22 protein-coding genes and 1 other annotated feature are annotated in these 22,928 nt (G+C 37.3%); of the genes, 16 read left to right on the top strand and 6 right to left on the bottom strand.

All coding sequences use genetic code 11. The features are described 5' to 3' along the window. Positions 1-120 precede the first annotated feature (120 nt). The gene (locus IGK82_RS10615) at positions 121-1,035 is read left to right on the top strand and encodes a Gfo/Idh/MocA family protein (protein ID WP_002359452.1); all 915 of its coding nucleotides are present in this window, start codon (positions 121-123) and stop codon (positions 1,033-1,035) included. An 86-nt stretch (positions 1,036-1,121) separates the two neighbouring features. Then, on the top strand, positions 1,122-2,009 hold the full coding sequence (murB, locus tag IGK82_RS10610) for a UDP-N-acetylmuramate dehydrogenase (RefSeq protein ID WP_002387193.1): 888 nt from the start codon (positions 1,122-1,124) through the stop codon (positions 2,007-2,009). Between the two features lie 73 nt (positions 2,010-2,082). Here the strand turns inward: murB and cbpA are convergent, their stop codons facing one another. Then, positions 2,083-2,721 carry a cyclic di-AMP binding protein CbpA gene (cbpA, locus tag IGK82_RS10605; RefSeq protein ID WP_002365057.1) on the bottom strand — a complete coding sequence of 213 codons (639 nt, stop codon included), beginning with the start codon at positions 2,719-2,721 and terminating at the stop codon, positions 2,083-2,085. 285 nt (positions 2,722-3,006) lie between these two features. Here cbpA and rpmG point away from each other — a divergent pair, with 285 nt between their 5' ends. The 4 genes from rpmG (at position 3,007) to IGK82_RS10585 (ending at position 5,012) form a co-directional block, all read left to right on the top strand. Beyond that, a complete protein-coding gene (gene rpmG / locus IGK82_RS10600; RefSeq protein WP_002356408.1) occupies positions 3,007-3,159 on the top strand; it encodes a 50S ribosomal protein L33 in 153 nt (50 codons plus the stop codon). Positions 3,160-3,179: 20 nt separating this feature from the next. Continuing rightward, positions 3,180-3,350, top strand: coding sequence for a preprotein translocase subunit SecE (gene secE / locus IGK82_RS10595; protein WP_002356409.1), 171 nt, complete (start codon positions 3,180-3,182; stop codon positions 3,348-3,350). Between the two features lie 124 nt (positions 3,351-3,474). Beyond that, on the top strand, positions 3,475-4,020 hold the full coding sequence (gene nusG / locus IGK82_RS10590) for a transcription termination/antitermination protein NusG (RefSeq protein WP_002384070.1): 546 nt from the start codon (positions 3,475-3,477) through the stop codon (positions 4,018-4,020). A gap of 110 nt (positions 4,021-4,130) precedes the next feature. Then, positions 4,131-5,012 carry an alpha/beta hydrolase gene (locus IGK82_RS10585; protein ID WP_430605092.1) on the top strand — a complete coding sequence of 294 codons (882 nt, stop codon included), beginning with the start codon at positions 4,131-4,133 and terminating at the stop codon, positions 5,010-5,012. A gap of 33 nt (positions 5,013-5,045) precedes the next feature. Here the strand turns inward: IGK82_RS10585 and IGK82_RS10580 are convergent, their stop codons facing one another. Continuing rightward, positions 5,046-5,768 carry a MurR/RpiR family transcriptional regulator gene (locus IGK82_RS10580; RefSeq protein WP_002374063.1) on the bottom strand — a complete coding sequence of 241 codons (723 nt, stop codon included), beginning with the start codon at positions 5,766-5,768 and terminating at the stop codon, positions 5,046-5,048. Positions 5,769-5,845: 77 nt separating this feature from the next. On the opposite strand from IGK82_RS10580, the gene IGK82_RS10575 reads away from it, so the two are divergent. From IGK82_RS10575 to IGK82_RS10565, 3 genes are read left to right on the top strand one after another with little or no spacing between them, the layout of a single operon-like run. Then, positions 5,846-7,474: a peptide ABC transporter substrate-binding protein gene (locus tag IGK82_RS10575; RefSeq protein WP_002362523.1), complete on the top strand. Its 1,629-nt coding sequence runs from the start codon at positions 5,846-5,848 to the stop codon at positions 7,472-7,474. Between the two features lie 13 nt (positions 7,475-7,487). Continuing rightward, positions 7,488-8,591, top strand: coding sequence for a M42 family metallopeptidase (locus tag IGK82_RS10570; protein ID WP_002356417.1), 1,104 nt, complete (start codon positions 7,488-7,490; stop codon positions 8,589-8,591). Then, complete coding sequence (locus IGK82_RS10565; RefSeq protein ID WP_010709873.1) at positions 8,588-9,433, top strand: M55 family metallopeptidase; 846 nt, start codon at positions 8,588-8,590, stop codon at positions 9,431-9,433. Before IGK82_RS10570 ends, IGK82_RS10565 begins: the two co-directional genes overlap by 4 nt. 64 nt (positions 9,434-9,497) lie before the next feature. Here IGK82_RS10565 and sdaAA read toward each other — a convergent pair whose 3' ends face one another. Continuing rightward, the gene (gene sdaAA, locus IGK82_RS10560) at positions 9,498-10,370 is read right to left on the bottom strand and encodes an L-serine ammonia-lyase, iron-sulfur-dependent, subunit alpha (RefSeq protein ID WP_002362308.1); all 873 of its coding nucleotides are present in this window, start codon (positions 10,368-10,370) and stop codon (positions 9,498-9,500) included. Between the two features lie 22 nt (positions 10,371-10,392). Continuing rightward, on the bottom strand, positions 10,393-11,061 hold the full coding sequence (gene sdaAB / locus IGK82_RS10555; protein ID WP_002414070.1) for an L-serine ammonia-lyase, iron-sulfur-dependent subunit beta: 669 nt from the start codon (positions 11,059-11,061) through the stop codon (positions 10,393-10,395). A 375-nt stretch (positions 11,062-11,436) separates the two neighbouring features. On the opposite strand from sdaAB, the gene lsa(A) reads away from it, so the two are divergent. The 5 genes from lsa(A) to rplL all read left to right on the top strand — a co-directional run bounded on the left by lsa(A) (position 11,437) and on the right by rplL (position 15,533). Further along, entirely contained in the window at positions 11,437-12,933 is a 1,497-nt protein-coding gene (lsa(A), locus tag IGK82_RS10550) for an ABC-F type ribosomal protection protein Lsa(A) (RefSeq protein WP_010709872.1), read from the top strand. 122 nt (positions 12,934-13,055) lie between these two features. Next, the gene (gene rplK / locus IGK82_RS10545; RefSeq protein WP_002356424.1) at positions 13,056-13,478 is read left to right on the top strand and encodes a 50S ribosomal protein L11; all 423 of its coding nucleotides are present in this window, start codon (positions 13,056-13,058) and stop codon (positions 13,476-13,478) included. Between the two features lie 111 nt (positions 13,479-13,589). Continuing rightward, complete coding sequence (rplA, locus tag IGK82_RS10540; RefSeq protein WP_002356425.1) at positions 13,590-14,279, top strand: 50S ribosomal protein L1; 690 nt, start codon at positions 13,590-13,592, stop codon at positions 14,277-14,279. 62 nt (positions 14,280-14,341) lie between these two features. Then, positions 14,342-14,471: a sequence feature (ribosomal protein L10 leader region), on the top strand. Between the two features lie 130 nt (positions 14,472-14,601). Next, positions 14,602-15,102: a 50S ribosomal protein L10 gene (gene rplJ / locus IGK82_RS10535; RefSeq protein WP_002356426.1), complete on the top strand. Its 501-nt coding sequence runs from the start codon at positions 14,602-14,604 to the stop codon at positions 15,100-15,102. A gap of 62 nt (positions 15,103-15,164) precedes the next feature. Next, entirely contained in the window at positions 15,165-15,533 is a 369-nt protein-coding gene (gene rplL / locus IGK82_RS10530; RefSeq protein ID WP_002356427.1) for a 50S ribosomal protein L7/L12, read from the top strand. A 122-nt stretch (positions 15,534-15,655) separates the two neighbouring features. On the opposite strand, the gene IGK82_RS10525 is transcribed toward rplL, so the two are convergent. Both IGK82_RS10525 and IGK82_RS10520 read right to left on the bottom strand, forming a co-directional pair. After that, on the bottom strand, positions 15,656-17,158 hold the full coding sequence (locus tag IGK82_RS10525) for a glucosyltransferase domain-containing protein (RefSeq protein WP_010709871.1): 1,503 nt from the start codon (positions 17,156-17,158) through the stop codon (positions 15,656-15,658). Positions 17,159-17,310: 152 nt separating this feature from the next. Continuing rightward, on the bottom strand, positions 17,311-18,141 hold the full coding sequence (locus IGK82_RS10520) for an AraC family transcriptional regulator (protein WP_002356429.1): 831 nt from the start codon (positions 18,139-18,141) through the stop codon (positions 17,311-17,313). A gap of 148 nt (positions 18,142-18,289) precedes the next feature. On the opposite strand from IGK82_RS10520, the gene IGK82_RS10515 reads away from it, so the two are divergent. Next, entirely contained in the window at positions 18,290-19,789 is a 1,500-nt protein-coding gene (locus IGK82_RS10515; protein WP_002359464.1) for an amino acid permease, read from the top strand. Beyond that, positions 19,722-22,844, top strand: a complete 3,123-nt coding sequence (ebgA, locus tag IGK82_RS10510; protein ID WP_016622217.1) for a beta-galactosidase subunit alpha — start codon at positions 19,722-19,724, stop codon at positions 22,842-22,844. The genes IGK82_RS10515 and ebgA overlap by 68 nt, the downstream gene beginning before the upstream one ends. Positions 22,845-22,928 lie beyond the last annotated feature (84 nt).

Below are 22,928 nucleotides of genomic sequence, written 5' to 3'. Positions count from 1 at the left end.
TATTCTAATACTTTTTAAAGAAGTTTTAAATACTTGAAAAGAAAAAGAGAAAATGACTGATTTTTGGAAAGAAGTAGTCTATGATAAAATAGTAAAAAGAGCAGAAATGAGGACAAACGAATGAAAATTGGAGTCATTGGTTTAGGAAATATTGCACAAAAAGCGTATTTGCCAACTTATAGTGAATGCCGCCACTTGGCAGAGTTTGTATTAGCAACTAGAAACCCAGAAACACGACAAAAAATCGCTGATCAGTATGGCTTTACAGAAACCGTTGGGACCATAGAAGAATTGATTGAAGCAAAGATTGATGCTTGTTTTGTCCATGTAGCCACAAAAGTGCATGGTGCAGTCGTTCGCCAATTATTACAGGCTGGTATTCACGTCTTTGTGGACAAACCTTTAAGTGAAGAGCTTGCTGAAGTCAAAGAATTACAAGCATTGGCAGCAGCCAAAAATCTGCGCCTGATGGTTGGCTTCAATCGTCGTTTTGCCCCTTATACGGAAGTATTGAAAAATATTCCTGAAAAACAAACAATTTTTATTAAAAAGAACCGCATCAATACAACGAGAGAAACAAGTTTTATGATGTATGATTTATTTTTACATGTCGTTGATACCGCCGTTTATTTAGCGGAAGGACCGCTCCACGTGGTGCAGTCAAAATTAGTGGAAGAAAACGGTCATTTAAAACGAGCAATTTTACAATTAGAAACCGAACAGACAACAATTGTTTGTTCTATGGATTTACACTCTGGGGCCAATACAGAAACTTTTGAAGTCACCAGCCCCACAGGTACTTATCGCTTGGAAAATTTAACGCATTTGACCATCCAAACAGAAGAAGAATACCAAGTAAAAGAGATGGGGGATTGGACGCCAACATTGGAAAAAAGAGGTTTTTACCAAATGGTTACTGCTTTCATCCAGGCCATTCAAAAACCGCAAGAGCAAGAGTTAAAACAAGAAAAAGTCTATGAAAGTCATGCGTTATGTGAAGAAATGCTACGCCAACAACAACGGCATGTTCTTTAAAGAGGACTAGCAACTTTCTTTCTATCATGCTAGAATAAGACAGATATTTTGAAAAGAAAGGACTAACTTTCGTGAACACTAAAGCTATGTTAGAAACATTAAACGAAATTACTTTATTAGTAGATGAACCATTAAAAAACGTAACCTTTACCAAAACAGGCGGCCCAGCTGACGTGTTGGCCTTACCCAAAACAAAAAAAGAAGTCGAAGAGATTGTGGCGTATTGCCGAGAACAAGGACTTTCATGGTTAGTATTAGGCAATGCTAGCAACTTGATTGTTCGTGATGGCGGTATTCGCGATGTCGTGATTATGCTAACAGAAATGAAAGAAATCAAAGTAGCCGGTACCACCATGATTGTGGATGCTGGTGCCAAGCTGATTGATACAACCTACGAAGCCTTAGCAGCTGATTTAACTGGTTTTGAATTTGCTTGTGGCATTCCGGGAAGTGTCGGTGGTGCTGTTTATATGAATGCTGGAGCATACGGCGGGGAAATTAAAGATGTTTTCCAATCTGCAGAAGTGCTGTTGGCAGATGGAACTATCCAAACAATGACGAAAGAAGACCTGAATTTCCGTTATCGTCATAGTGAAATTCAAGAATTACATTGTATTGTCTTGCAAGCAACGTTTGCTTTAGAAAAAGGAAACCATGCAGAAATTAAAGCCCAAATGGATGAATTAACGGAACTTCGTGAACTGAAGCAACCGCTAGAGTATCCCTCTTGTGGCAGTGTCTTTAAACGCCCTGTTGGTCACTTTACAGGGAAATTAATCCAAGACGCTGGCTTACAAGGCTTAAAATGGGGCGGTGCTCAAATTTCCGAAAAGCATGCGGGATTTATTGTTAACATCGATCATGCAACCGCAACAGATTATGTGGAATTAATTGCACATATCCAAGAAGTGATTAAAGAAAAATTTGATGTTGAATTACAAACGGAAGTTCGAATTATTGGTGAAGAAGTCTAAAAAATAAGCTAGGGAGGTAAGTCATTTTGACTTGCCTCCCTAGCTTTAAATCCTAAGATAAAGGTCGTAAATTTTACTCGTCTTCTAAATTTTCCAATTCTACAACTTTAAAGTTTTTCCGCTCTAAATGTTCTACAATGGCTGTACACGTTTCGGCAGTTGTGCCGGCTGGTAAAGTAATAAGTGTGCGACGAACAAATTCTTCACTATCGACATCCAATGTAATACAGCTGGCGATGCTGCTATATTTGGCAATGATTTTTGAAATGGCTGCTAAGTCGCCTTGTTGACCAACTGAAGCAATTGTTAAAACGTAGCTCCCTTGTTTTACATTCCAAGATTGCGCTAAAATATTTAATAAGGTGCTGTGTGTTAAAATGCCGTAAAAATAATTATTTTCATCTAAAACAGCAATGTAAGGTAGTTCTTTAATAGTAAAAAATACCTTGAAAAATGAAGTGTTGACATAAATAAATTTTGTGGCATTTTTTAACAAATAGGTAACAGGTAAACTCATATCGCCACCGTTTGCTTTATGGCGGTAAATATGCATTTTATAGATATTTCCTCGGAAAATTTTTCCAGATTCGTCTAAAATTGGGACACAACGGTAACCTGAGTCTTCTAAAATAGAAAGAGCTTCTTCTAGAGTACAAGATTCATTGACGGTTGTTAAATTATCTTTTTTAATAACTACAGATTTTAATAACATAAACAGGCCTCCTAAGGGTTCATTTTTAATAAATTTATCATATCATAACTTAGCAGAAAACAATAGCTGAGACCTCAGAATAAAAGCAATTTTGTTAAAATAAATAGAAAATAAAGAAAAATCAGATATTTTATAAAAGAAATCAAGCACGTATTCGCGATAATGGTAAAAAATTACGTAAGAATCGGCACAGCGCTTCTTTAAAAAGTAAATTAAACTTTGACAACTTTTTCGAATAATGGTACTGTTAAGAAGTAAATTTGTGAATAGAGGAGGTCGAAGAACATGGCAACAAAGAAAGCAGCTCTTGCTTGTTCCGTTTGTGGCTCTCGCAACTATTCTAAATCCGTTAGTGAAGGTAAACGTGGCGAACGCTTAGAAATCAATAAATTCTGTAAATATTGTAATCAATACACGTTACATAAAGAAACGAAATAGATTTAGAGGAGGGTATCAACATGAAATTTTTCCGCAGCGTTGCTGATGAGATGAAGCAAGTAACTTGGCCAACAAAAAAACAATTGCGTAAAGATACATTAGTTGTAATTGAAACATCTATTTTATTTGCAGCATTGTTCTTTATCATGGATACTGTTATCCAAACGGCATTTGGCTGGATTTTAAAATAATTAATTCTAGTATTTCCCGACGAGGGGTGCTATAATAGTATTCGAGAAAAAGCTTCGGGAAACTGAGCTTTTTTTATTTGCTCGAAAAAAATAAACTAAAACATTTAAAGGAGCCGAATCAGTAATGGAAACTTTTGAAAGAAATTGGTACGTATTGCACACCTATTCAGGCTATGAAAATAAAGTAAAAGCAAACATTGAATCACGTGCACAAAGCATGGGGATGGGCGATTATATTTTTCGTGTCGTTGTACCAGAAGAAACAGAAAAAGAAGTCAAAAATGGTAAAGAAAAAGAAATCGTTCATAAAACTTTCCCTGGTTATGTGTTAGTGGAAATGATTATGACCGATGATTCTTGGTATATTGTTCGTAACACGCCAGGCGTAACTGGTTTTGTAGGCTCACATGGTGCCGGTAGTAAACCCGCTCCTTTATTACAAGAAGAAATTAACCACATTTTACGTTCAATTGGCATGAGCACCCGTCAATCAGACTTAGAAGTAGCGCTAGGCGATACAGTGAAAATTATCGAAGGTGCCTTTTCTGGTCTTGAAGGTGTTGTGACAGAAATCGATGAAGAAAAACAAAAATTAAAAGTAAACATCGATATGTTTGGTCGTGAAACAAGTACAGAATTAGACTTTGAACAAGTCGATAACATTGATTAATAAACAAGCTGACAAACTATTGTTCAGCTGATTGATACAGATTGTAGGGTCTGGAAAAGCAGTCAACTGACTTCTTTTCCAAGCCCTTTTTTAGTTCATCGCAGAAAGGAATGAAAAAAATGAAACATGCCCAAAAATATCGTTATTTTTCTTTGCTAATGGGTCTTGTTCTATTATTAAGTGCTTGCCAAATTGGGGCAACCACGAAGAATGACAATCAAGCCGCCACAAAAGAAGCAACTGTTGAGTTAAACCGCACAACAACACCAACACTTTTTTTTCATGGTTACGCAGGAACTAAAAATTCGTTTGGCTCGTTACTGCATCGCTTGGAGAAACAAGGTGCCACAACTCAAGAATTAGTGCTACTCGTTAAACCTGATGGGACCGTGGTTAAAGAGCGAGGAGCTTTAAGTGGCAAAGCGACGAATCCCAGTGTTCAAGTTCTATTTGAAGATAATAAAAACAATGAATGGAATCAAACAGAATGGATAAAAAACACATTACTCTATTTACAAAAAAATTATCAAGTGAACAAAGCCAATATTGTCGGGCACTCTATGGGCGGTGTTAGTGGCTTACGTTATTTAGGAACCTATGGGCAAGACGCATCGTTACCTAAAATTGAAAAATTCGTCAGCATTGGAGCACCCTTCAATGATTTTATTGATACGAGTCAACAGCAAACCATCGAAACGGAACTAGAAAACGGCCCCACAGAAAAAAGTAGCCGCTATTTGGATTATCAAGAGATGATTAATGTTGTTCCAGAAAAACTGCCCATTTTATTAATTGGTGGTCAATTAAGTGCAACAGATTTAAGTGATGGAACGGTGCCGTTATCTAGTGCCTTAGCAGTCAACGCCTTGCTAAAACAGCGAGGAACTCAAGTCACTAGCCAGATTATTAAAGGAGAAAATGCACAACATAGTCAATTACATGAAAATCCTGAAGTAGATCAATTGCTAATCGAATTTCTATACTTTGGCTAGCGAAATAGCTTTTTTCAGCTATAATAAATAAAATTATTTATTTTTAGGAGATATTGGAATGGAATCCTCATGATTTAAATAAGCACAAATCAAGGCTTCAAAGGTGATTAATGTTTGGCCAAAAAACATTTGTGGCTGAGCGACACTTGTTGAAAACGGGCTGTAAGAGTCAGTTGAAAAAACGAGATCTGCCAGTCGACCAAGAGTTGAATTTTTGGCGCCAACAAAAGAAATGATAGGATGTTTTTTCTCTTTCGCAAGCAGAGCTGTTTCTTTTAGGTATTTTTCTTCACCAGAATGTGACAGAATGATGAAAAGAAAATTCTGATTATTTTGACTATTTATCGAATGAGTATAGGCTGTTGTGATACTGGGGATGCCATGAAAATTGAAAACTTCACTAATGTAAGCCGCCAAATGTCGTGAAAAGTCATGACCTAAAATAACAAATAAATGACTCTTGTGTTTGGCAAGCAGTTGACAAAACTCGTTGGTTGTTTCAAATGAAGGCGCTGTTTCAAAAGGGATTGGCTGAGAAAAATGGGCTTCTTTTAATTTGTAAATAAGTTCATTATAACCTGATAAATTTAATTTTTTGGCTAAACGAATGATGGAACTAGGCGAAGAAAAGCAGTGTTTGGCAACTTCCCGAATACTCAAATCGGCCGCATTCGTACTTTGTTGATCCAAATAATACAAAATCTGACTTTCTGTTTTCGTTAAATGATACGTTTCTTTTAAGTAATCTAAGTTCATGAGCAAACCTCCTTTATCAGATTATAAATAATTTTGTGGGAAAAAGGTATCAAAAAATAAAAAAATGAGGTGTTTTTATGAAAAGGGCAACAAAGCAAAGGCTGTCTTTGGCAGCAATCATGGTTCTACTTCTCTCGGGCTGTGGAAGTGTTGGGAAAGAAACCAAAAAGCAAGAACAACAGGTATTACGGGTCGGGATTGATTCGGAATTATCAACGGCAGACGTGTCGTTGGCAATGGATAATACCGCAGCAGATGTAATGAGTCAAGTAGGAGAGGGACTTTTCTCCTTTGACGAAAAAGGAGAAGCGAAACCAGCATTGGCAACTGAAAAAGTACAGCCCTCCAATGATGGTTTAAGCTATACTTTTACGATTCGAAAAGATGCAAAATGGAGTAACGGCGAGCCAATCACAGCCAATGATTTTGAATACTCTTGGAAGCGCACAGTGGACCCAAAAACAGCTTCCCCGCAAGCGTATTACTTTGAAGGGCTAAAAAATTATCGTGCTATTGTTGACGGTGGCAAATCTAAAGAAGAGTTAGGAGTAACAGCCATTGATGACCATACCTTGGAAGTAGAGCTAAGCTATCCTATGAGTTATTTTCAACAATTATTGGCGGTACCAGCTTTTTATCCTTTAAATGAAGCATTTGTCGAAAAAACGGGCAAAAACTATGGTACATCAGCTGAGTCAACACTTTACAATGGCGCCTTCACATTAGAAGGTTGGGATGGCACGAATAATACTTGGTCCTATGTGAAGAATAAAAATTATTGGGATCAAGCGAATGTTTCGCTAGATAAGGTGGATGTCCAAGTAGTTAAAGAAGTCAATACTGGGAAAAATCTTTTCGAAGGGAAAGAATTAGATGTTGTAAAAATTTCTGGAGAAATTGTTGCACAAGAACAAGGCAATGCAGCTTTGAAAATTCGTGAAATTCCTGGAACGTATTATATCCAATTAAATACGCAAAAAGATCTTTTGGCAAATAAGAATGCACGTCGAGCAATAGCATTATCATTGAATTCTGAGCGTTTAGCTAAAAATGTTTTAAATGATGGCTCAAAAAAAGCACTTGGCTTCGTGCCAACAGGTTTCACTAATCAAGAAACGCAAAAAGATTTTGCAGAGGAATTAGGAGATTTAAATCCTAGTGAACCAGAAAAAGCGAAAGAGTTATGGCAAACGGCTAAAAAAGAATTAGGAATTGAAAAAGCGGAGCTAACGATTTTAAGTTCGGATACAGAAAATGCTAAAAAAATCAGTGAGTATGTTCAAGGAGCTTTAGCAGATAATTTAGAAAATTTAACAGTCAATGTTTCGCCAGTTCCTTTTAATAATCGTTTAGAAAAAAGTCGCAGCGGAGATTTCGACATTGTGGTTGGTGGCTGGACGCCAGTATATGCTGATCCAATCGACTTCTTAAACCTATTGCAATCAAAAAATTCCAATAATTTTGGTAAATGGTCTAATAAGACCTTTGATCAGTTGCTTCAAGAAGCAAACGTAACTTATGCAAATAAATATGAAGAACGTTGGAAAACATTACAAAAAGCGGATCAATTGGTTGCGGAAGAAGCACCCCTAGTTCCTCTTTATCAATTAACAGAAGCACGCTTAGTGGCCGATTCTGTCCAAAATTTAGTCTATGGTCCATTAGGTTCAGGCTATTACAAATCAGTCTCTATCAGTGACAAGTAAAGGTTGGGAAAAAATGAAAAAAAGTCAAGCTGTTCAATTAATTCAGGAACTTTCAAATGCTAATGGTGTTTCAGGCTTTGAAACAGAAGTCGTTAGAATCCTTCAACATGCAACTGCGGATTTTACTATTCAACGGCTAGATGCCATTAAAAATTTATATCTTGAGAAGAAAAATAATCTAAGTGAAGGTCCAGTTGTGCTTTTTGATGCCCATAGTGACGAAGTGGGTTTTATGATTCAAGCAATTAAAGAAAACGGCTTGTTGCGTTTTCTTCCGTTAGGTGGCTGGGTCCCTAATACGATTTCTGCACAAAAAGTTCGGATTCGTAACCGGGAAGGCACCTATCTGCCAGGCGTAGTTACTAGTCGGCCCCCTCATTTTATGACACCAGAGGAACGTCAGCGGCCATTAACCATTGCTGATTTGACGATCGACATTGGTGCTACCTCAAAAGAAGAAGTAATTGAAACGTACAAAATCGATCTTGGTGCACCGGTCATTCCAGATGTGACGTGTTGTTACAACGAACAGACAGATCTTTTTTTAGGAAAAGCTTTTGATTGTCGCATTGGCTGTGCTTGCTTAGTGGACGTCATGGAGGAGTTGAAAGAAGAGACACTTCCATTCAAGTTAGTTGCGACAGTAACTGCACAAGAAGAAGTTGGCGAAAGAGGAGCACTTATTGCCGCAAAACAAGTCAATCCTGATTTAGCTATTGTTTTCGAAGGCTGCCCGGCTGATGATACGGCAGAAACGCCAGAGATGATTCAATCAGCAATGGGAAAAGGACCGATGTTACGTTATTTTGATGTTTCTATGATTACGAATCCAGAATTTCAAGAGTATGCACTAGAGATTGCTAAAATACACAAAATTCCTGTTCAAGTTTCTGTTCGAAGTGGTGGTGGAACCAATGGCATGGCGATTACACAAGTTCAAGGAGCCCCGACGATTGTTGTAGGAATTCCTGTCCGTTACGCTCACACACCCCATTGCTATGTGGACTTTCAAGATTACCAAGCGGCGAAAGAATTAGTCATTCAATTAATCAAAAATTTAGATGCTGACAAAATTCAAGCACTGGTTCAGCCATTGTCAAAGGAGTGGAACAAATGAAGATTTATGTATCATGCGATATTGAAGGATTAGCAGGTATTGCGACATTTGATATGGAAAAAGAGGACACCGTTTTATTCCGAGAATTATATCACCAACATGTGGCTTGGTTGATTGAAGGGATTCAAAAGAGTGCTAAAAATGAACAAATTACAGAAATTACTATTGCCGATTCGCATAGCCGTGGATTGAATTTAGCTTATGCGCGCTTGGCAGAAATGGATGAACGAATTTCCTTAGTGAGCGGCTTTCCTCGCATGGATTATATGATGAGTGGCTTGGATAGTAGCTATGATGTAGTCTTTTTCTTAGGTTATCATGCCGGTATTGGTAAACAAAAAGGGAATATGGATCATGGGTATAGCGCTAGTGTTGCTTATGGTTTAAAAATAAACGACTTAGCGATGAATGAAACGACAATTAATGCAGCTTACGCTAGCGAATTAGGTGTCCCTGTTGGTTTAATTATCGGTGAATCAGGCTTAGAGGAACAACTTTTTCAAGAAAAAATGATGCCCGAAGTTCCCTTTGTTTCCACCAAAGACTCTCTGGGACGTTATGCAATCAAAAATAGACCCATGCAACAAGTTCGGGAAGCTATCGTAGCGACTACAAGTCAGGTGTTAACTTCCTTTGCGTTGTCTGAATTACCCCGATATACCTTGCAAACACCAGCAACTGTAAAATTGCAATGTGTGACGACAGCACAAGCAGATCGTATTGAAATGTTACCAATGATTAAACGCGTTGATGGTAGAACTGTTTCATTTGTGGGTGAAACGATGAAAGATGTCATGAATGGAATTGTCGCTGTGGTTGGTTTAGGCGGAACAAGTTATTAAAGAAGAAGCTTACGGAAAAAACGAATGGACGTTTTTTTCTGTAAGCTTCTTGCTATAGTTATTTCTATTTTTGTTTCTCTAGAATTTCTTTGCTTAAACGTTGTGCAGTTGGTGTCACCGCAAGACCGCCTTCAGCTGTTTCCTTGAAAATTTGTGGCATTTGGCGACCCACTTGGTACATTGCGTGGATGACTTCGTCTGGTGGAATGACACTTCGAATCCCCGCTAAAGCCATATCAGCTGAGATGAAGGCTTGAGAAGAACCTAATGCATTTCGCTTCACGCAAGGAACTTCAACAAGTCCCGCAACAGGATCACAAATGAGACCCATCATATTTTTTATCGTAATGGCTACAGCTTGAGCAGATTGATCAGGCGTACCGCCAGAAGCCGCAACTAAAGCGGCACTTGCCATTGCACTAGCAGAACCGACTTCAGCTTGACAACCACCTTCGGCACCACTGATTGAGGCATTATTGGCAATCACTAAGCCAAAAGCCCCAGCGGTAAATAGAAAATCCAATTGTTGCTGATGCGTTAACTTTAAGCGGTCAATAACTGCCAACAAGACGCCAGAAACTACTCCGGCACTGCCTGCGGTTGGTGTAGCACAAATCAAGCCCATTTTTGCATTAACTTCATTAACAGCAATCGCATTTCGCACGGCTTGTAAAATGGTCTCACCGCTTAAAAAGTTGCCTGAATGTATGTAATCATTTAAGCGGGTTGCATCGCCACCAGTTAGCCCTGTTACTGAGGTAACACCAGCGATTCCTTCAGCGACGGATTGTTTCATAACGGCTAGATTTTTTTCCATTGTTTCAATAATTCGTTCACGAGAATACCCGCCATGAGCCATTTCTGTTGCAATCATTAATTCGCTCACAGAAGGGTAATCTTTCGCTTGAGCTACCAAATCTTCAATTGAATAAAACATCGTATTACTCCTTTACGTTCATTTAGTCAAAATAGTTAACGCTATATATATGAGGGATTTCAGCTAATTGCATGACAATGTCACCGACTTCGGCTTGATCAACTTCAATAATCATAATCGCTTTTTCCCCTTTAGATTCTCGGGTAACGGTCATTGTACTAATATTGATATCGCTAGCTGAAAGGATGTTGGTCACCTTAGCAATCATGCCAGGAACATCTTGATGAACAACGATAAATGTTGGCGTGCCCATACTTAAAGACAATTTGAAGCCATTTAATTCAGAAATTTGAATGTTTCCACCACCAATTGAAATTCCTGTCACAGATAGTTTTCGGTCGCCAGAAGAAACCACAATTTTAACGGAATTAGGGTGGTCTGCTTTTTCACTTTTAGGAATAAAACAAACTTCCATTCCTTGTTCATAAGCAATTTCCAAAGAATTGGCTAATTGCTCATCATCTGGTTCCATACCTAAAAGGCCGCCAACTAAGGCGATATCTGTTCCGTGACCACGATAAGTTTTGGCAAAAGACTCATATAAATAAATGTCAACGCTATCAGGTTGCTGTCCAAAAATACTGCGAACCACTTTTCCAATTCTTGCCGCTCCAGCTGTATGAGAACTGCTTGGACCAATCATAACGGGTCCGATAATATCAAAAACACTATTAAAGCGTAACTCTTCCATTTCAGCACCTTCTTCATTAGAATATGTTTTCATTGGAAGTCTAACACAAAAAATGGCGGGGAACTAGGCAATCGCTTGTGTTTTAGCGAATAATTTAAATTTTTATCAGAATGAAAGCAAGGGGCCTTCGTTGACAAATCAGTGAAGAGATGCTAAATTCTAGATAATAAAAGACGAAAAGAGGGATTCGTGCGTTGAAAATTTAAGTTAATTTTTTAGAGAAACTGTATAACTTTGCCTGATTATAACGGGTGGAGTGTGCGGATTTTCGGAAATTAGCTTAAAGAATTCAGCCACGGGTCTTTTTGTATACCTTGGATTGATGCCGCTGATTTCCGTAAAGCTGCATCAATTTTGCTTTATGGAGGTATATTTATGTCGAAAATTGAACTAAAACAACTATCTTTTGCCTATGATAATCAAGAAGTATTGCTTTTTGATCAGGCAAATATCACGATGGATACCAATTGGAAATTAGGATTGATTGGCCGCAATGGCCGTGGGAAAACAACCTTATTAAGATTGTTACAAAAGCAGTTGGATTACCAAGGAGAGATTCTTCATCAAGTCGATTTCGTCTATTTTCCACAAACAGTTGCAGAAGAACAACAGCTCACTTATTATGTCTTACAAGAGGTGACTTCTTTTGAACAGTGGGAATTAGAACGAGAATTAACGCTTTTAAACGTTGATCCTGAAGTTTTATGGCGGCCCTTTTCTTCTTTATCAGGCGGCGAAAAGACGAAAGTTTTATTAGGTCTTCTTTTTATTGAAGAAAATGCCTTTCCTTTAATTGACGAGCCAACAAATCATTTAGATCTAGCTGGCAGACAACAAGTGGCTGAATATTTGAAAAAAAAGAAACACGGGTTTATTTTAGTCAGCCACGATCGGGCATTTGTTGATGAAGTGGTTGATCATATTTTGGCGATTGAAAAAAGTCAATTGACGCTGTATCAAGGGAATTTTTCTATTTATGAAGAGCAAAAAAAATTAAGAGATGCTTTTGAACTAGCAGAAAATGAAAAAATCAAAAAAGAAGTCAATCGCTTGAAAGAAACCGCTCGTAAAAAAGCGGAATGGTCGATGAACCGTGAAGGTGATAAGTACGGCAACGCTAAAGAAAAAGGGAGCGGGGCGATTTTTGATACAGGAGCCATTGGTGCCCGGGCAGCGCGCGTAATGAAGCGCTCGAAACACATTCAACAACGCGCCGAAACACAATTAGCAGAAAAAGAAAAACTATTAAAAGATCTTGAGTATATTGATCCTTTGTCAATGGATTATCAGCCAACGCATCACAAAACATTATTGACGGTGGAAGAGCTTCGTCTAGGCTACGAGAAAAATTGGCTATTTGCGCCACTTTCTTTTTCAATAAACGCGGGAGAAATTGTTGGAATAACAGGAAAAAATGGCTCAGGAAAATCGAGCTTGATTCAGTATTTGTTGGGGGATTTTTCTGGAGATTCAGAAGGCGAAGCCACTTTGGCTCACCAATTAACCATTTCTTATGTGCGCCAAGATTATGAAGACAATCAAGGAACTTTATCCGAATTTGCAGAGAAAAATCAGTTAGATTACACCCAATTTTTAAATAACTTACGAAAACTTGGGATGGAGCGTGCCGTTTTCACTAATCGAATTGAACAAATGAGTATGGGGCAACGGAAAAAAGTCGAAGTAGCCAAATCATTGTCTCAATCAGCAGAGCTTTATATTTGGGATGAACCCCTTAATTACTTGGATGTGTTTAATCATCAACAATTAGAAGCGCTAATCTTATCTGTGAAGCCTGCAATGCTAGTGATTGAGCATGATGCGCATTTCATGAAGAAAATAACGGATAAAAAAATTGTCTTGAAATCATAAAAACATCTTGAAAAAGTAAAGGGAATCCTGTATAGTAATAGGGTATGTTTTAAATGTACGTTGAGTGGGAGGGGAAATCTCAACCCCATTAACCACGCACGAGAACTTAAGGAGGTATTTTCGTGGCTAAAAAAGTAGAAAAAATCGTTAAATTACAAATTCCTGCGGGGAAAGCAACACCAGCTCCACCAGTAGGTCCAGCGTTAGGTCAAGCAGGTATCAACATCATGGGATTCACTAAAGAATTCAATGCTCGTACAGCTGACCAAGCAGGCTTGATTATTCCAGTAGTAATCTCTGTATATGAAGATCGTTCATTTACATTCATTACTAAAACACCACCTGCTGCAGTCTTATTGAAAAAAGCTGCAAAAATCGAAAAAGGTTCAGGTGAACCAAACAAAACTAAAGTTGCAACAGTTTCAAGCGATCAAGTGAAAGAAATCGCTGAACTTAAAATGGCAGACCTAAACGCCGCTGACGTTGAAGCAGCAATGCGCATGGTTGCAGGAACTGCACGAAGCATGGGTATCATCGTAGAATAATTTTTATTCCACACTTACTCAAAGAAGTAGCTTCTCAGTTCGTTTCATATTTAAAGATATGAAAGACGTGGGAGGTACAACCGTTATAACCACAATCAAGGAGGAAACAAAATGGCTAAAAAGAGCAAAAAAATGCAAGAAGCATTGAAAAAAGTTGATGCTACAAAAGCTTACTCAGTTGAAGAAGCAGTAGCTTTAGCAAAAGATACAAACATCGCGAAATTTGACGCAACAGTTGAAGTTGCTTACAAATTGAACGTTGACCCTAAAAAAGCAGACCAACAAATCCGTGGAGCAGTTGTGCTTCCAAACGGAACTGGTAAAACACAAACTGTTTTAGTATTCGCTAAAGGCGAAAAAGCTAAAGAAGCTGAAGCTGCTGGTGCAGATTTCGTAGGCGACGACGACATGGTTGCAAAAATCCAAGGTGGATGGTTCGACTTTGACGTAGTTGTTGCGACTCCTGACATGATGGCTACAGTTGGTAAATTAGGCCGTGTCTTAGGACCAAAAGGTTTAATGCCAAACCCTAAAACTGGTACTGTAACAATGGACGTTACAAAAGCTGTTGAAGAAGTTAAAGCTGGTAAAGTAACTTACCGCGTTGACAAAGCTGGTAACATCCACGTACCAATCGGTAAAGTTTCATTTGATAACGAAAAATTGGTTGAAAACTTCAACACAATTAACGACGTATTATTGAAAGCTAAACCATCAACTGCTAAAGGTCAATACATCAAAAACATTTCAGTAACAACAACATTTGGACCTGGAATCCACGTTGACCAAGCTTCTTTCTAATTTGAAAGAAAATAATTAAAAAATTCTTGACTCACTCACTTACCCTATGGTAAAGTGAGTGAGGTTAATAATTAACTGTACCGAAGACAGTAGGTGACGCAAGTCTTAATTTCCTACCGAGGACAATTGTTGAGTTATATACAATTCGGTCCCTCTATGTCTACGGTGGCATGGAGTTTTGTTGTTTTACACGACTTTTTGAAAAAAAGCCGATGTAAAACAATACTTGGCGAACGAAGTGAGCGAAGTTTCATTTGATTCTTCTACTTTACATATCGTAAACCAAGTCCAACTCCACCATCAAAATCAGGAGGTGAAATAAATGAGTGAAGCAGCAATCGCTAAAAAAGAAACCCTAGTTCAAGCAGCCGCTGAGAAATTTGAATCAGCAGCATCAGTTGTAATCGTGGACTACCGTGGTTTAACAGTTGAAGAAGTCACTAACTTACGTAAACAATTACGTGATGCAGGCGTAGAAATGAAAGTCATCAAAAACTCAATCCTTTCTCGTGCAGCTAAAAAAGTTGGTTTAGACGGCTTAGACGAAGTCTTTACAGGCCCAACTGCTGTCGCATTCAGCAACGACGATGTAGTAGCACCAGCTAAAATCATCGACGAATTTGCTAAAGATGCAAAAGCATTAGAAATCAAAGGTGGCGTCATCGAAGGAAAAGTTTCTTCAGTGGAACAAATTACTGCGTTGGCAAAACTACCAAACCGCGAAGGTTTACTATCTATGCTATTATCTGTATTACAAGCGCCAGTCCGCAACGTGGCTTACGCTGTCAAAGCAGTGGCAGAGAAAAACGAAGAAGTTGCTTAATTGCAGTCTAATTCAAACAAATAAAAAACAAACAATTTTAATTTAAATGGAGGAAATTCAAAATGGCATTAAACATTGAAAACATCGTTGCTGAGTTAGAAACAGCAACTATCTTAGAACTAAGCGAATTAGTTAAAGCTATCGAAGAAAAATTTGACGTATCAGCAGCAGCTCCTGTAGCAGTAGCTGGACCAGCAGCAGGTGGAGCAGCAGAAGAACAAACTGAATTCACTGTTGAATTAACAGCAGCTGGCGATCAAAAAGTTAAAGTTATCAAAGCAGTTCGTGAAGCAACTGGCTTAGGCTTGAAAGAAGCTAAAGCTGTAGTTGATGGCGCTCCTGCACCAGTTAAAGAAGCTGTTTCTAAAGAAGAAGCAGAAGCTTTAAAAGCTGCTTTAGAAGAAGTTGGCGCTTCAGTAACAGTAAAATAATTCATTCAACTTTTGAATGTTCGAGAACCCTTGTGTTGCAAGGGTTCTTTTTTTATAGCAAACGGTAGTTGTCTTTTGCTAAAACAACTACCGCTAGTAAAATATCTATAAAATTTAATTGTCTACTTTGACAAATTAACAACAATACAATCATCTACCACTCGGATAGAATCTTTGCTAGGCCAGACATTCATTTCTGCTTGTAAAGCTTTGTGTTTTTCAAAATCTTCTGGTGTAGGATCATTAAAATTTAATCCAAATGTTTTCATATAGAGTAAAGTATTTAAACTAGTATGCACCGAGTTAGGCATGAATTCAAATAATGAGACACCGTTTGTTTCACCTTTTATATTTGAAACATTCCGAGGAGAACGATTTCCATACATTAAAAGTTTATAGGATTCTGGATTCTCAATTTCCATTGAATAAATATTATTTGTAATCATTTCCGCAGTACGTAAATCTTCTTCCGCTGTTAGATACTCAGAATATTCTAGGTTGGTTGTTTCCCGGACTTGAATAAAAGTAAAGAGAATTACTATGCCAACTAATAAATGTTTAAGCACAAAGTTGTATCCCCAGTAAATCATAATAAAGATGAGTAATAATGCTAAAACAGCAGGGAAGTTAGGTACTTCACCTCTAATTGCCGGACGTTTTCCACCTAAAATTGTAAACATGAGTGGAGTGATTAGAATACCTAACAAGGTAATAAAGATGAAGAAAATATTTTTGCGTTTTAGATAGGACATATTAATTAATACAATGACCAGTAAAAGAACACATATCAAAAACAGCGGTGTAAAAAAAGTGTCTCCGACTGTAGGGAAAAATAGTTCTTTGGCGTAATCTTTAATATCATTGATAGAATCTATCAAGGGACGTTTACCCCAAAGAATCATATTATCTAGATAGGAGCTTTCAACGTTTAAAACTTTTTTCGCTAACATCGCCATTAGTTGAGATAGAACGAGAGATGAAATAGCTAGTAGAATAAAATGACCAATTTTGAAGGCATAGTCTTTAAAAGAAATTTTAAGGTCATTCAACTGAGCAAAATACAATGTCATTAAAATCTTGAATAAAATTAAGGTACACGCAAATACAAAGAATGATTGGTACATAGTAAGTGTAAACGTCAGTAACAAAAAGCCAAATAATTTAAAAATTTTATTGGGAATATGGTAAATAGCAATGAGAGAAAGTATAACCAAACAGATACCTAATGAAAATTCAAAATTTTGTAGGACGAAGTAAAATTGTTCGCTAAATAATTGACTGGTTGGAAAAATACTTGGGATAATATATAAATACTTTTTGTTATAAATCTGCTTAGTTGAAAGATCAACATAATAGCACAACAAGATAGTGGCGATAGCAAAGAAAATAATAGCTAACAAATTTAAAAAATAAACATTTACATAGTTGTATGTTAAAAGCTTTAAAGCTACTAATCCTGGTCTACCAATGGAAACCCAATGTTTTAAATAGCCTCTGTAATTAGTCATTAAGTGCATAGTATCAATAGCGTAAGTATTGTTAAATAGTTTAATACCATAAGTGGCAAAGACAATTAAAAAGCTGTAGATGGCTAAACCTTTGTTTTCTTTAATAAAATGTTTCATTTTTCTCTCCAATATTGTTTATTTGCTAAAACTTGTAAATTATTTATTGGTTTTGATTAATCTATATATCACACTCCCACCTATAATAAAACCCTAATTAATTATTAAATAAATTGTTTTTTTCTTTAACTACAGATAAGCAACAATTTATTTTAAGTCAAAAACTGTTGACGATATTGTCGAGGTGTCATCTCTTTTTTCTGGAAGAAAAATTTTGAAAAATAAGAAGGTGAAGAAAAACCTGCTTCAAAACTGATTTCCGTGATGGTTAAGGAACTTTTTCTTAACAGAGAACAGGCTTTTTGCAATTTTAAGTTTTGTACATAAATACTAGGATTTGTTTGTTCATAACGCTGAAACAGCTTAAATAAATAGCTACGATCAATGTTATACTCAGAAGCTAATTGACTAATTGAAAGATTGTTTGAAAAATTTTCGTGAATAGCCATTTTAATTTGGTTAAATAATTGTTGGCTTTGATTTTCGTGCTGTGTAACGGAATGATGCTCTAGATAATTCAACAATTGAAAGCTTTCACTTAAACTGCCAAAATGATTATGTTTCTTCGCTTCTTGGTAAATATTTTTAAATAAACTTTCTAATTTCTTATCAACAGTTCCTTTTAAAATACAATTTTCGGTAGTCAGGCCTATTTTTTCTAAATACTGAGACGAAAGATCTCCAACAAAACCAACCCAATGATAGGTCCAAGGATTTTGCCGATTAGGATAATAAATATTGCGACAATTGGCTGGAATCATAAACAAATCGCCAGCGGTAATGTGTTGTTTTTCCATAAAGGGTGTTGAAAAATAGCCTTCACCATCGCTACAATAATGCAAAACCCAATAATTAATGGGGGCAAACTCAGTTGGTTTTGTCGGACGGCATTTTTCATAGCCAGCTTCATAAAGATGAAATTCTTGGCTAATAGGTTGATCATTAATCAGGATGCTGACATTATTTGTAAAAACATTTTGCATGCTATCACCTCTTTATAAGAGTATGTAAAGGCTTTCTAAAAGTCAACATCTTTACAAGAAATAGGCAACATTTTTTATTTTTAAAAAACTGTAAGCGTTTTACAATGTGTGAGTACTAATTAATTTGATAAAGAGAGGATGTAGTAAAATGGCAACACATTCACGGGAACGATTAGGTTCTGTCGCATTGATGCTCATGACTTTTTCAGCGGTTTTTGCCTTTCCCAGCATTGTTAACAACAGTATTCAGATTGGCCTAGCAACTATTCCAGGCTATTTATTCGGCTCTATTTTTTACTTTTTACCATTTATTCTAATGATTGCAGAATTTGCTTCTGCTAATTCTGAAAATGAATCAGGTGTTCACAGTTGGTTGGAATCTGTGCTAGGACCTAAATGGGCATTTTTAGGCGCTTGGTCGTATTTCTTTGTCAACTTGTTTTTCTTCTGTTCATTACTACCGAATACATTGATTTATGGTTCATACGCTTTTTTAGGTCAAAACGTTTTTCAAGGAAACCATAGTACTAAAATAATTGCAGTGATTTCTATCCTGTTATTTTGGTTAATGACATGGGTTTGTATTAAAGGGGTTTCGTGGATTTCGAAAGTGACTAGCTTAGCGGGTGGTGCTCGTTTATTTATGGGCGTAGCTTTTGTGGTTTTAGCCTTTGTCGTCGTGTTTGGTTTTGGCAATGAACCAGCACAAGAGTTTACCACGACGTCAATTATGCCAACTTTTAATTGGACTTTTTTCATGACGATGGCGTGGATTTTACAAGCTGTTGGCGGTGGTGAAAGTATCGGTGTATATATTAAGGATGTTAAAGGCGGCAATAAAACGTTTGTCCGCACGATGATTGGTGCAACGATTGCGGTCGGTATCATGTATATTCTTGGTGCCGTTGCTGTAGGTTTGGTAGTGCCAACGGACGTCTTAAAAGGAAATTTTTCAAATGGTATTTTTGATATCTTTAAAATTTTAGGTACGTATTTCCATATTCCCGCAGCAATGATGGTGCGCTTAGTAGGAATTATCTTATTTGTCGGAAGTCTTGGTTCTTTGGCTCTGTGGACGGCAGCACCAGTTAAAGTATTTTTCTCAGAAATTCCAGATGGGGTCTTCGGTAAGTGGCTAGTGAAAACGAACGAAGAGGGAAATCCAACCAATGCTTTGTTAGTTCAAGGAATTATTGTGACGATTTTAGTTGCCATTCCAGCATTAGGAATTGGAAATATGGATAGCTTTTTAGAAACGTTAATTAATATGACAGCTTCTACGTCATTAGTGCCTGTCTTGTTCTTGTTAATCGCCTATATTGGGCTTCGTTGGAAAAAAGAAACAATGCCGAGAAGTTTCCGCTTTGGTAATCGAACCTTTGGCTTAATTGCGGGAATTTTCTTATTAGCCATTTTTATCTTTGTATTCTTTATGTCAACTGTGCCGGATCCAAAATTAATCATGGAAGAAATCAATGGCACGTTACCGAAAGGAACCGCTAGTCCACTGGGCATGTTGGCGTATAACATTATTGGGTTAATTGTCTTTATGGGCTTTGCTTGGATTTGTTGGAAACGATATGAAACAAAAGAAAAAAATGAAGTTGGTAAAGGAGAAATGGATTATGAAGACTTGGGAAAATTATAAAGTAGATAGTATTAATCGGTTGCCTGGACGAGCACATTTTTCGAGCTTTCCTTCGAAAGAAACAGCGTTATTAAATGAAAATAAATATACACAAGCATACAAAAATTTAAACGGACGCTGGCATTTTCTCTTTTTAGAAGCGCCAGAATACAGCCCAGAAAACTTTTTTGCGACGGACTTTGATACAAGCCAAATGGATCAAATCACTGTTCCTGGAAATTGGCAAGTCCAAGGATATGGCAAAATGCATTACTCTGATTTATGGTACAATTTTCCCATTAATCCGCCGTATGTACCAACGGAAAACCCAACAGGTATTTACAAACGGACATTTGCTATAGATGAAACATTTCACGATAAAAAAATCATTTTACGTTTTTGTGGCGTAGATTCAGCTTATCATGTTTGGGTGAACGGCCATGAAGTTGGCTACAGTAAAGGTGCACGAAATGAAGCAGAATTTGACATTACGCCTTACGCTAAAATTGGTGAAACAAATGATTTAACGGTGCGAGTCTATCAATGGTCAGATGGTACGTATTTAGAGGATCAAGATATGTGGTGGTTAAGTGGTATTTTTCGTGATGTTGAATTACTCGGTGTACCAGAAAATGGGCTGGAAGATTTCTTTATTATTTCCGATTTAGATGATTCGTATCAAAATGGACACTTGGCAATTACGGGTAAATTTTGGCAAGACAAAGGACAACAAGTTCAATTGGAGTTGATGGATCAGCAGGGAAAAACGGTTCTTAAAGAGACTGTCGCAGGAAATCAAGGTACGGTTGAATTTTCAGCAAGTTTGCCGTCTGTCACTGCTTGGTCAGCGGAGAAACCATACTTGTATCAACTATTTATCACTATTTTTTTTGAAGGGGAAGTCGTCGAAGTTATTCCGCAAAAAGTTGGTTTCAGAAATATTCATGTATCTGGTGAGACTTTCTTAGTCAATGGTGTGGCCATTAAACTAAAAGGAATGAATCGTCATGATTATAATCCGAAAAATGGTCGAGTGGTTAGTCGTGAAGAAATTGAAAAAGATATTCGTTTAATGAAACAATTTAATATTAATGCCATTCGAACCAGTCATTATCCAGCATCTGCTTATTTCTATGATTTATGCGATGAATATGGAATGTATGTGATTGATGAAACTGATTTGGAATGTCACGGCTTTGAATTAACCGGAGAATATGATTGGATTAGCAACGATCCAGAATGGGAAACGGCTTATGTTTCTCGAATGGTACGGATGATTCAACGGGATAAAAATCATCCATCAATTCTCTTTTGGTCGTTAGGAAATGAATCTGCGTTTGGTCATAACTTTATTGAAATGGCCCGTATTGCCAAAGAAATGGATCCAACACGTTTGGTTCATTATGAAGGTGATTTTGAGGCAGAGGTCACGGATGTCTATTCTACAATGTATACGTGGTTGGAACACCCAACTAGAGAATTACTGATGAATACGATTATTGAAAATTCAAAAAAACCGCATATTTTATGTGAATATTGTCATGCGATGGGGAATGGCCCTGGGAATTTAAAAGAATACCAAGAGCTATTTTATGCTCATGATAAATTACAAGGTGGCTTTATTTGGGAATGGTTTGACCATGGCATTGAATCTGTAACAGATAACGGTGAAGTTTATTATCGTTATGGCGGCGATTTCGGCGATGATCCAAGTAACAAAGATTTTTGTATTGACGGGATGTTGATGCCTGACCGTACGCCATCTCCTAGCTTGTATGAATACAAAAAAGTCATTGAACCCATTACAACTAGCGCTATTGACGTTCTGTCAGGTGAATTCTCATTATTGAGTCGGTTTGACTTTGAAAACTTGGCTATCTTTAATCTGGTTTATACAATTACTGAAGATCAAACAGTGATTCAATCAGGGACAGTATCAGTGCCAGCAATTGCTGCTAGAGCAGAAGGAAGACTGCACTTACCTTATCATTTAGATTTTCCTAAAAAGGCAGGAGCCGCCTATTATTTAACTCTTTCATATCAATTGAAAGAAACGACCGCCTATGCATCTGCTGGTCATGAATTAGCTACCGCACAGTTTGAATTGCCAATTGCAACACCAGGGATTGAGATCACACCAGTTGGCTCGCTAATGGCAAAGGAAATTGGCCCTCATTTATACATTGAAGGACCAAACTTTTCAATTAATTTTGATAAAGTGAAGGGTGCCTTAACGAATGTGACACGAGATGGTAAAAAATTATTGCATAAAGGGCCGAAATTTACATTTTGGCGGGCACCGATCAGTAATGATATGGAAATTATTGATGAAATGAAGAAGAAATATTTCTTACATTTAGAGCATGAAATTGTCCGTTCTTTTGAGTGGAAAAAAGTTGATGATTTTATCCAAGTCATCGTAAAAACAATTAACGGAACGACTAACAGTGCTTGGCATTATCAATGTACCTATCAGTATTTAATTGCACCAAATGGCGAAATTTTCTTCGACTTAAAAGGTAGTCCTGCCGGTAAAATTGAAAATGCACCAGATATGTTACCACGTTTGGGTGTGACTCTCCATTTAGACAAGTCTCTATCAGAAGTAAAATATTTCGGTAAAGGGCCGAGAGAAAACTATGTAGATTCACAAGAAGCTGGTTTACTTGGCGTTTATGATGCTACAGTGGCGGAAATGTTCACTAATTATGTTGTTCCACAAGCCAATGGCAACCACATGGCGACTAAATGGTCCGCATTCACGGATGATCGCGGCCAAGGGGTAGTAGCAACAGCGGCTGATTCATATAATTTTAGTGTTTCTTATTTTGAAGAACAAGCGCTAGATGTTGCTAAGCATACCAATGAATTACAAGAAAGTGAGTATGTTGTTTTAAATATCGATTACAAACAAAACGCCCTAGGTAGCTACTCTTGTGGCCAGTGGCAATTAGAAAAATACCGAACTACGTTTGAAGAATTCCAATTGGCATTCCGCTTAACACCTTTTAATAATAAAGAGATTCAAGCAGCGGATGTCGCACATGAACGAGTAAAACGACCAACAATTTCTTAAATAAAAGCTCAGAACAGTGCACTTCGGTCTCCTGTTCTGAGTTTTTTTAATGAAATTATCAGAAATTATTGCTTTTTTTTCATG

This window comes from Enterococcus sp. AZ197, assembly GCF_050556405.1.
In the GTDB taxonomy this organism is placed as follows: Bacteria; Bacillota; Bacilli; order Lactobacillales; family Enterococcaceae; genus Enterococcus; species Enterococcus faecalis.
Note: the sequence above shows the minus strand (reverse complement) of the source record. Positions and strands in the feature narration are given on the sequence as shown.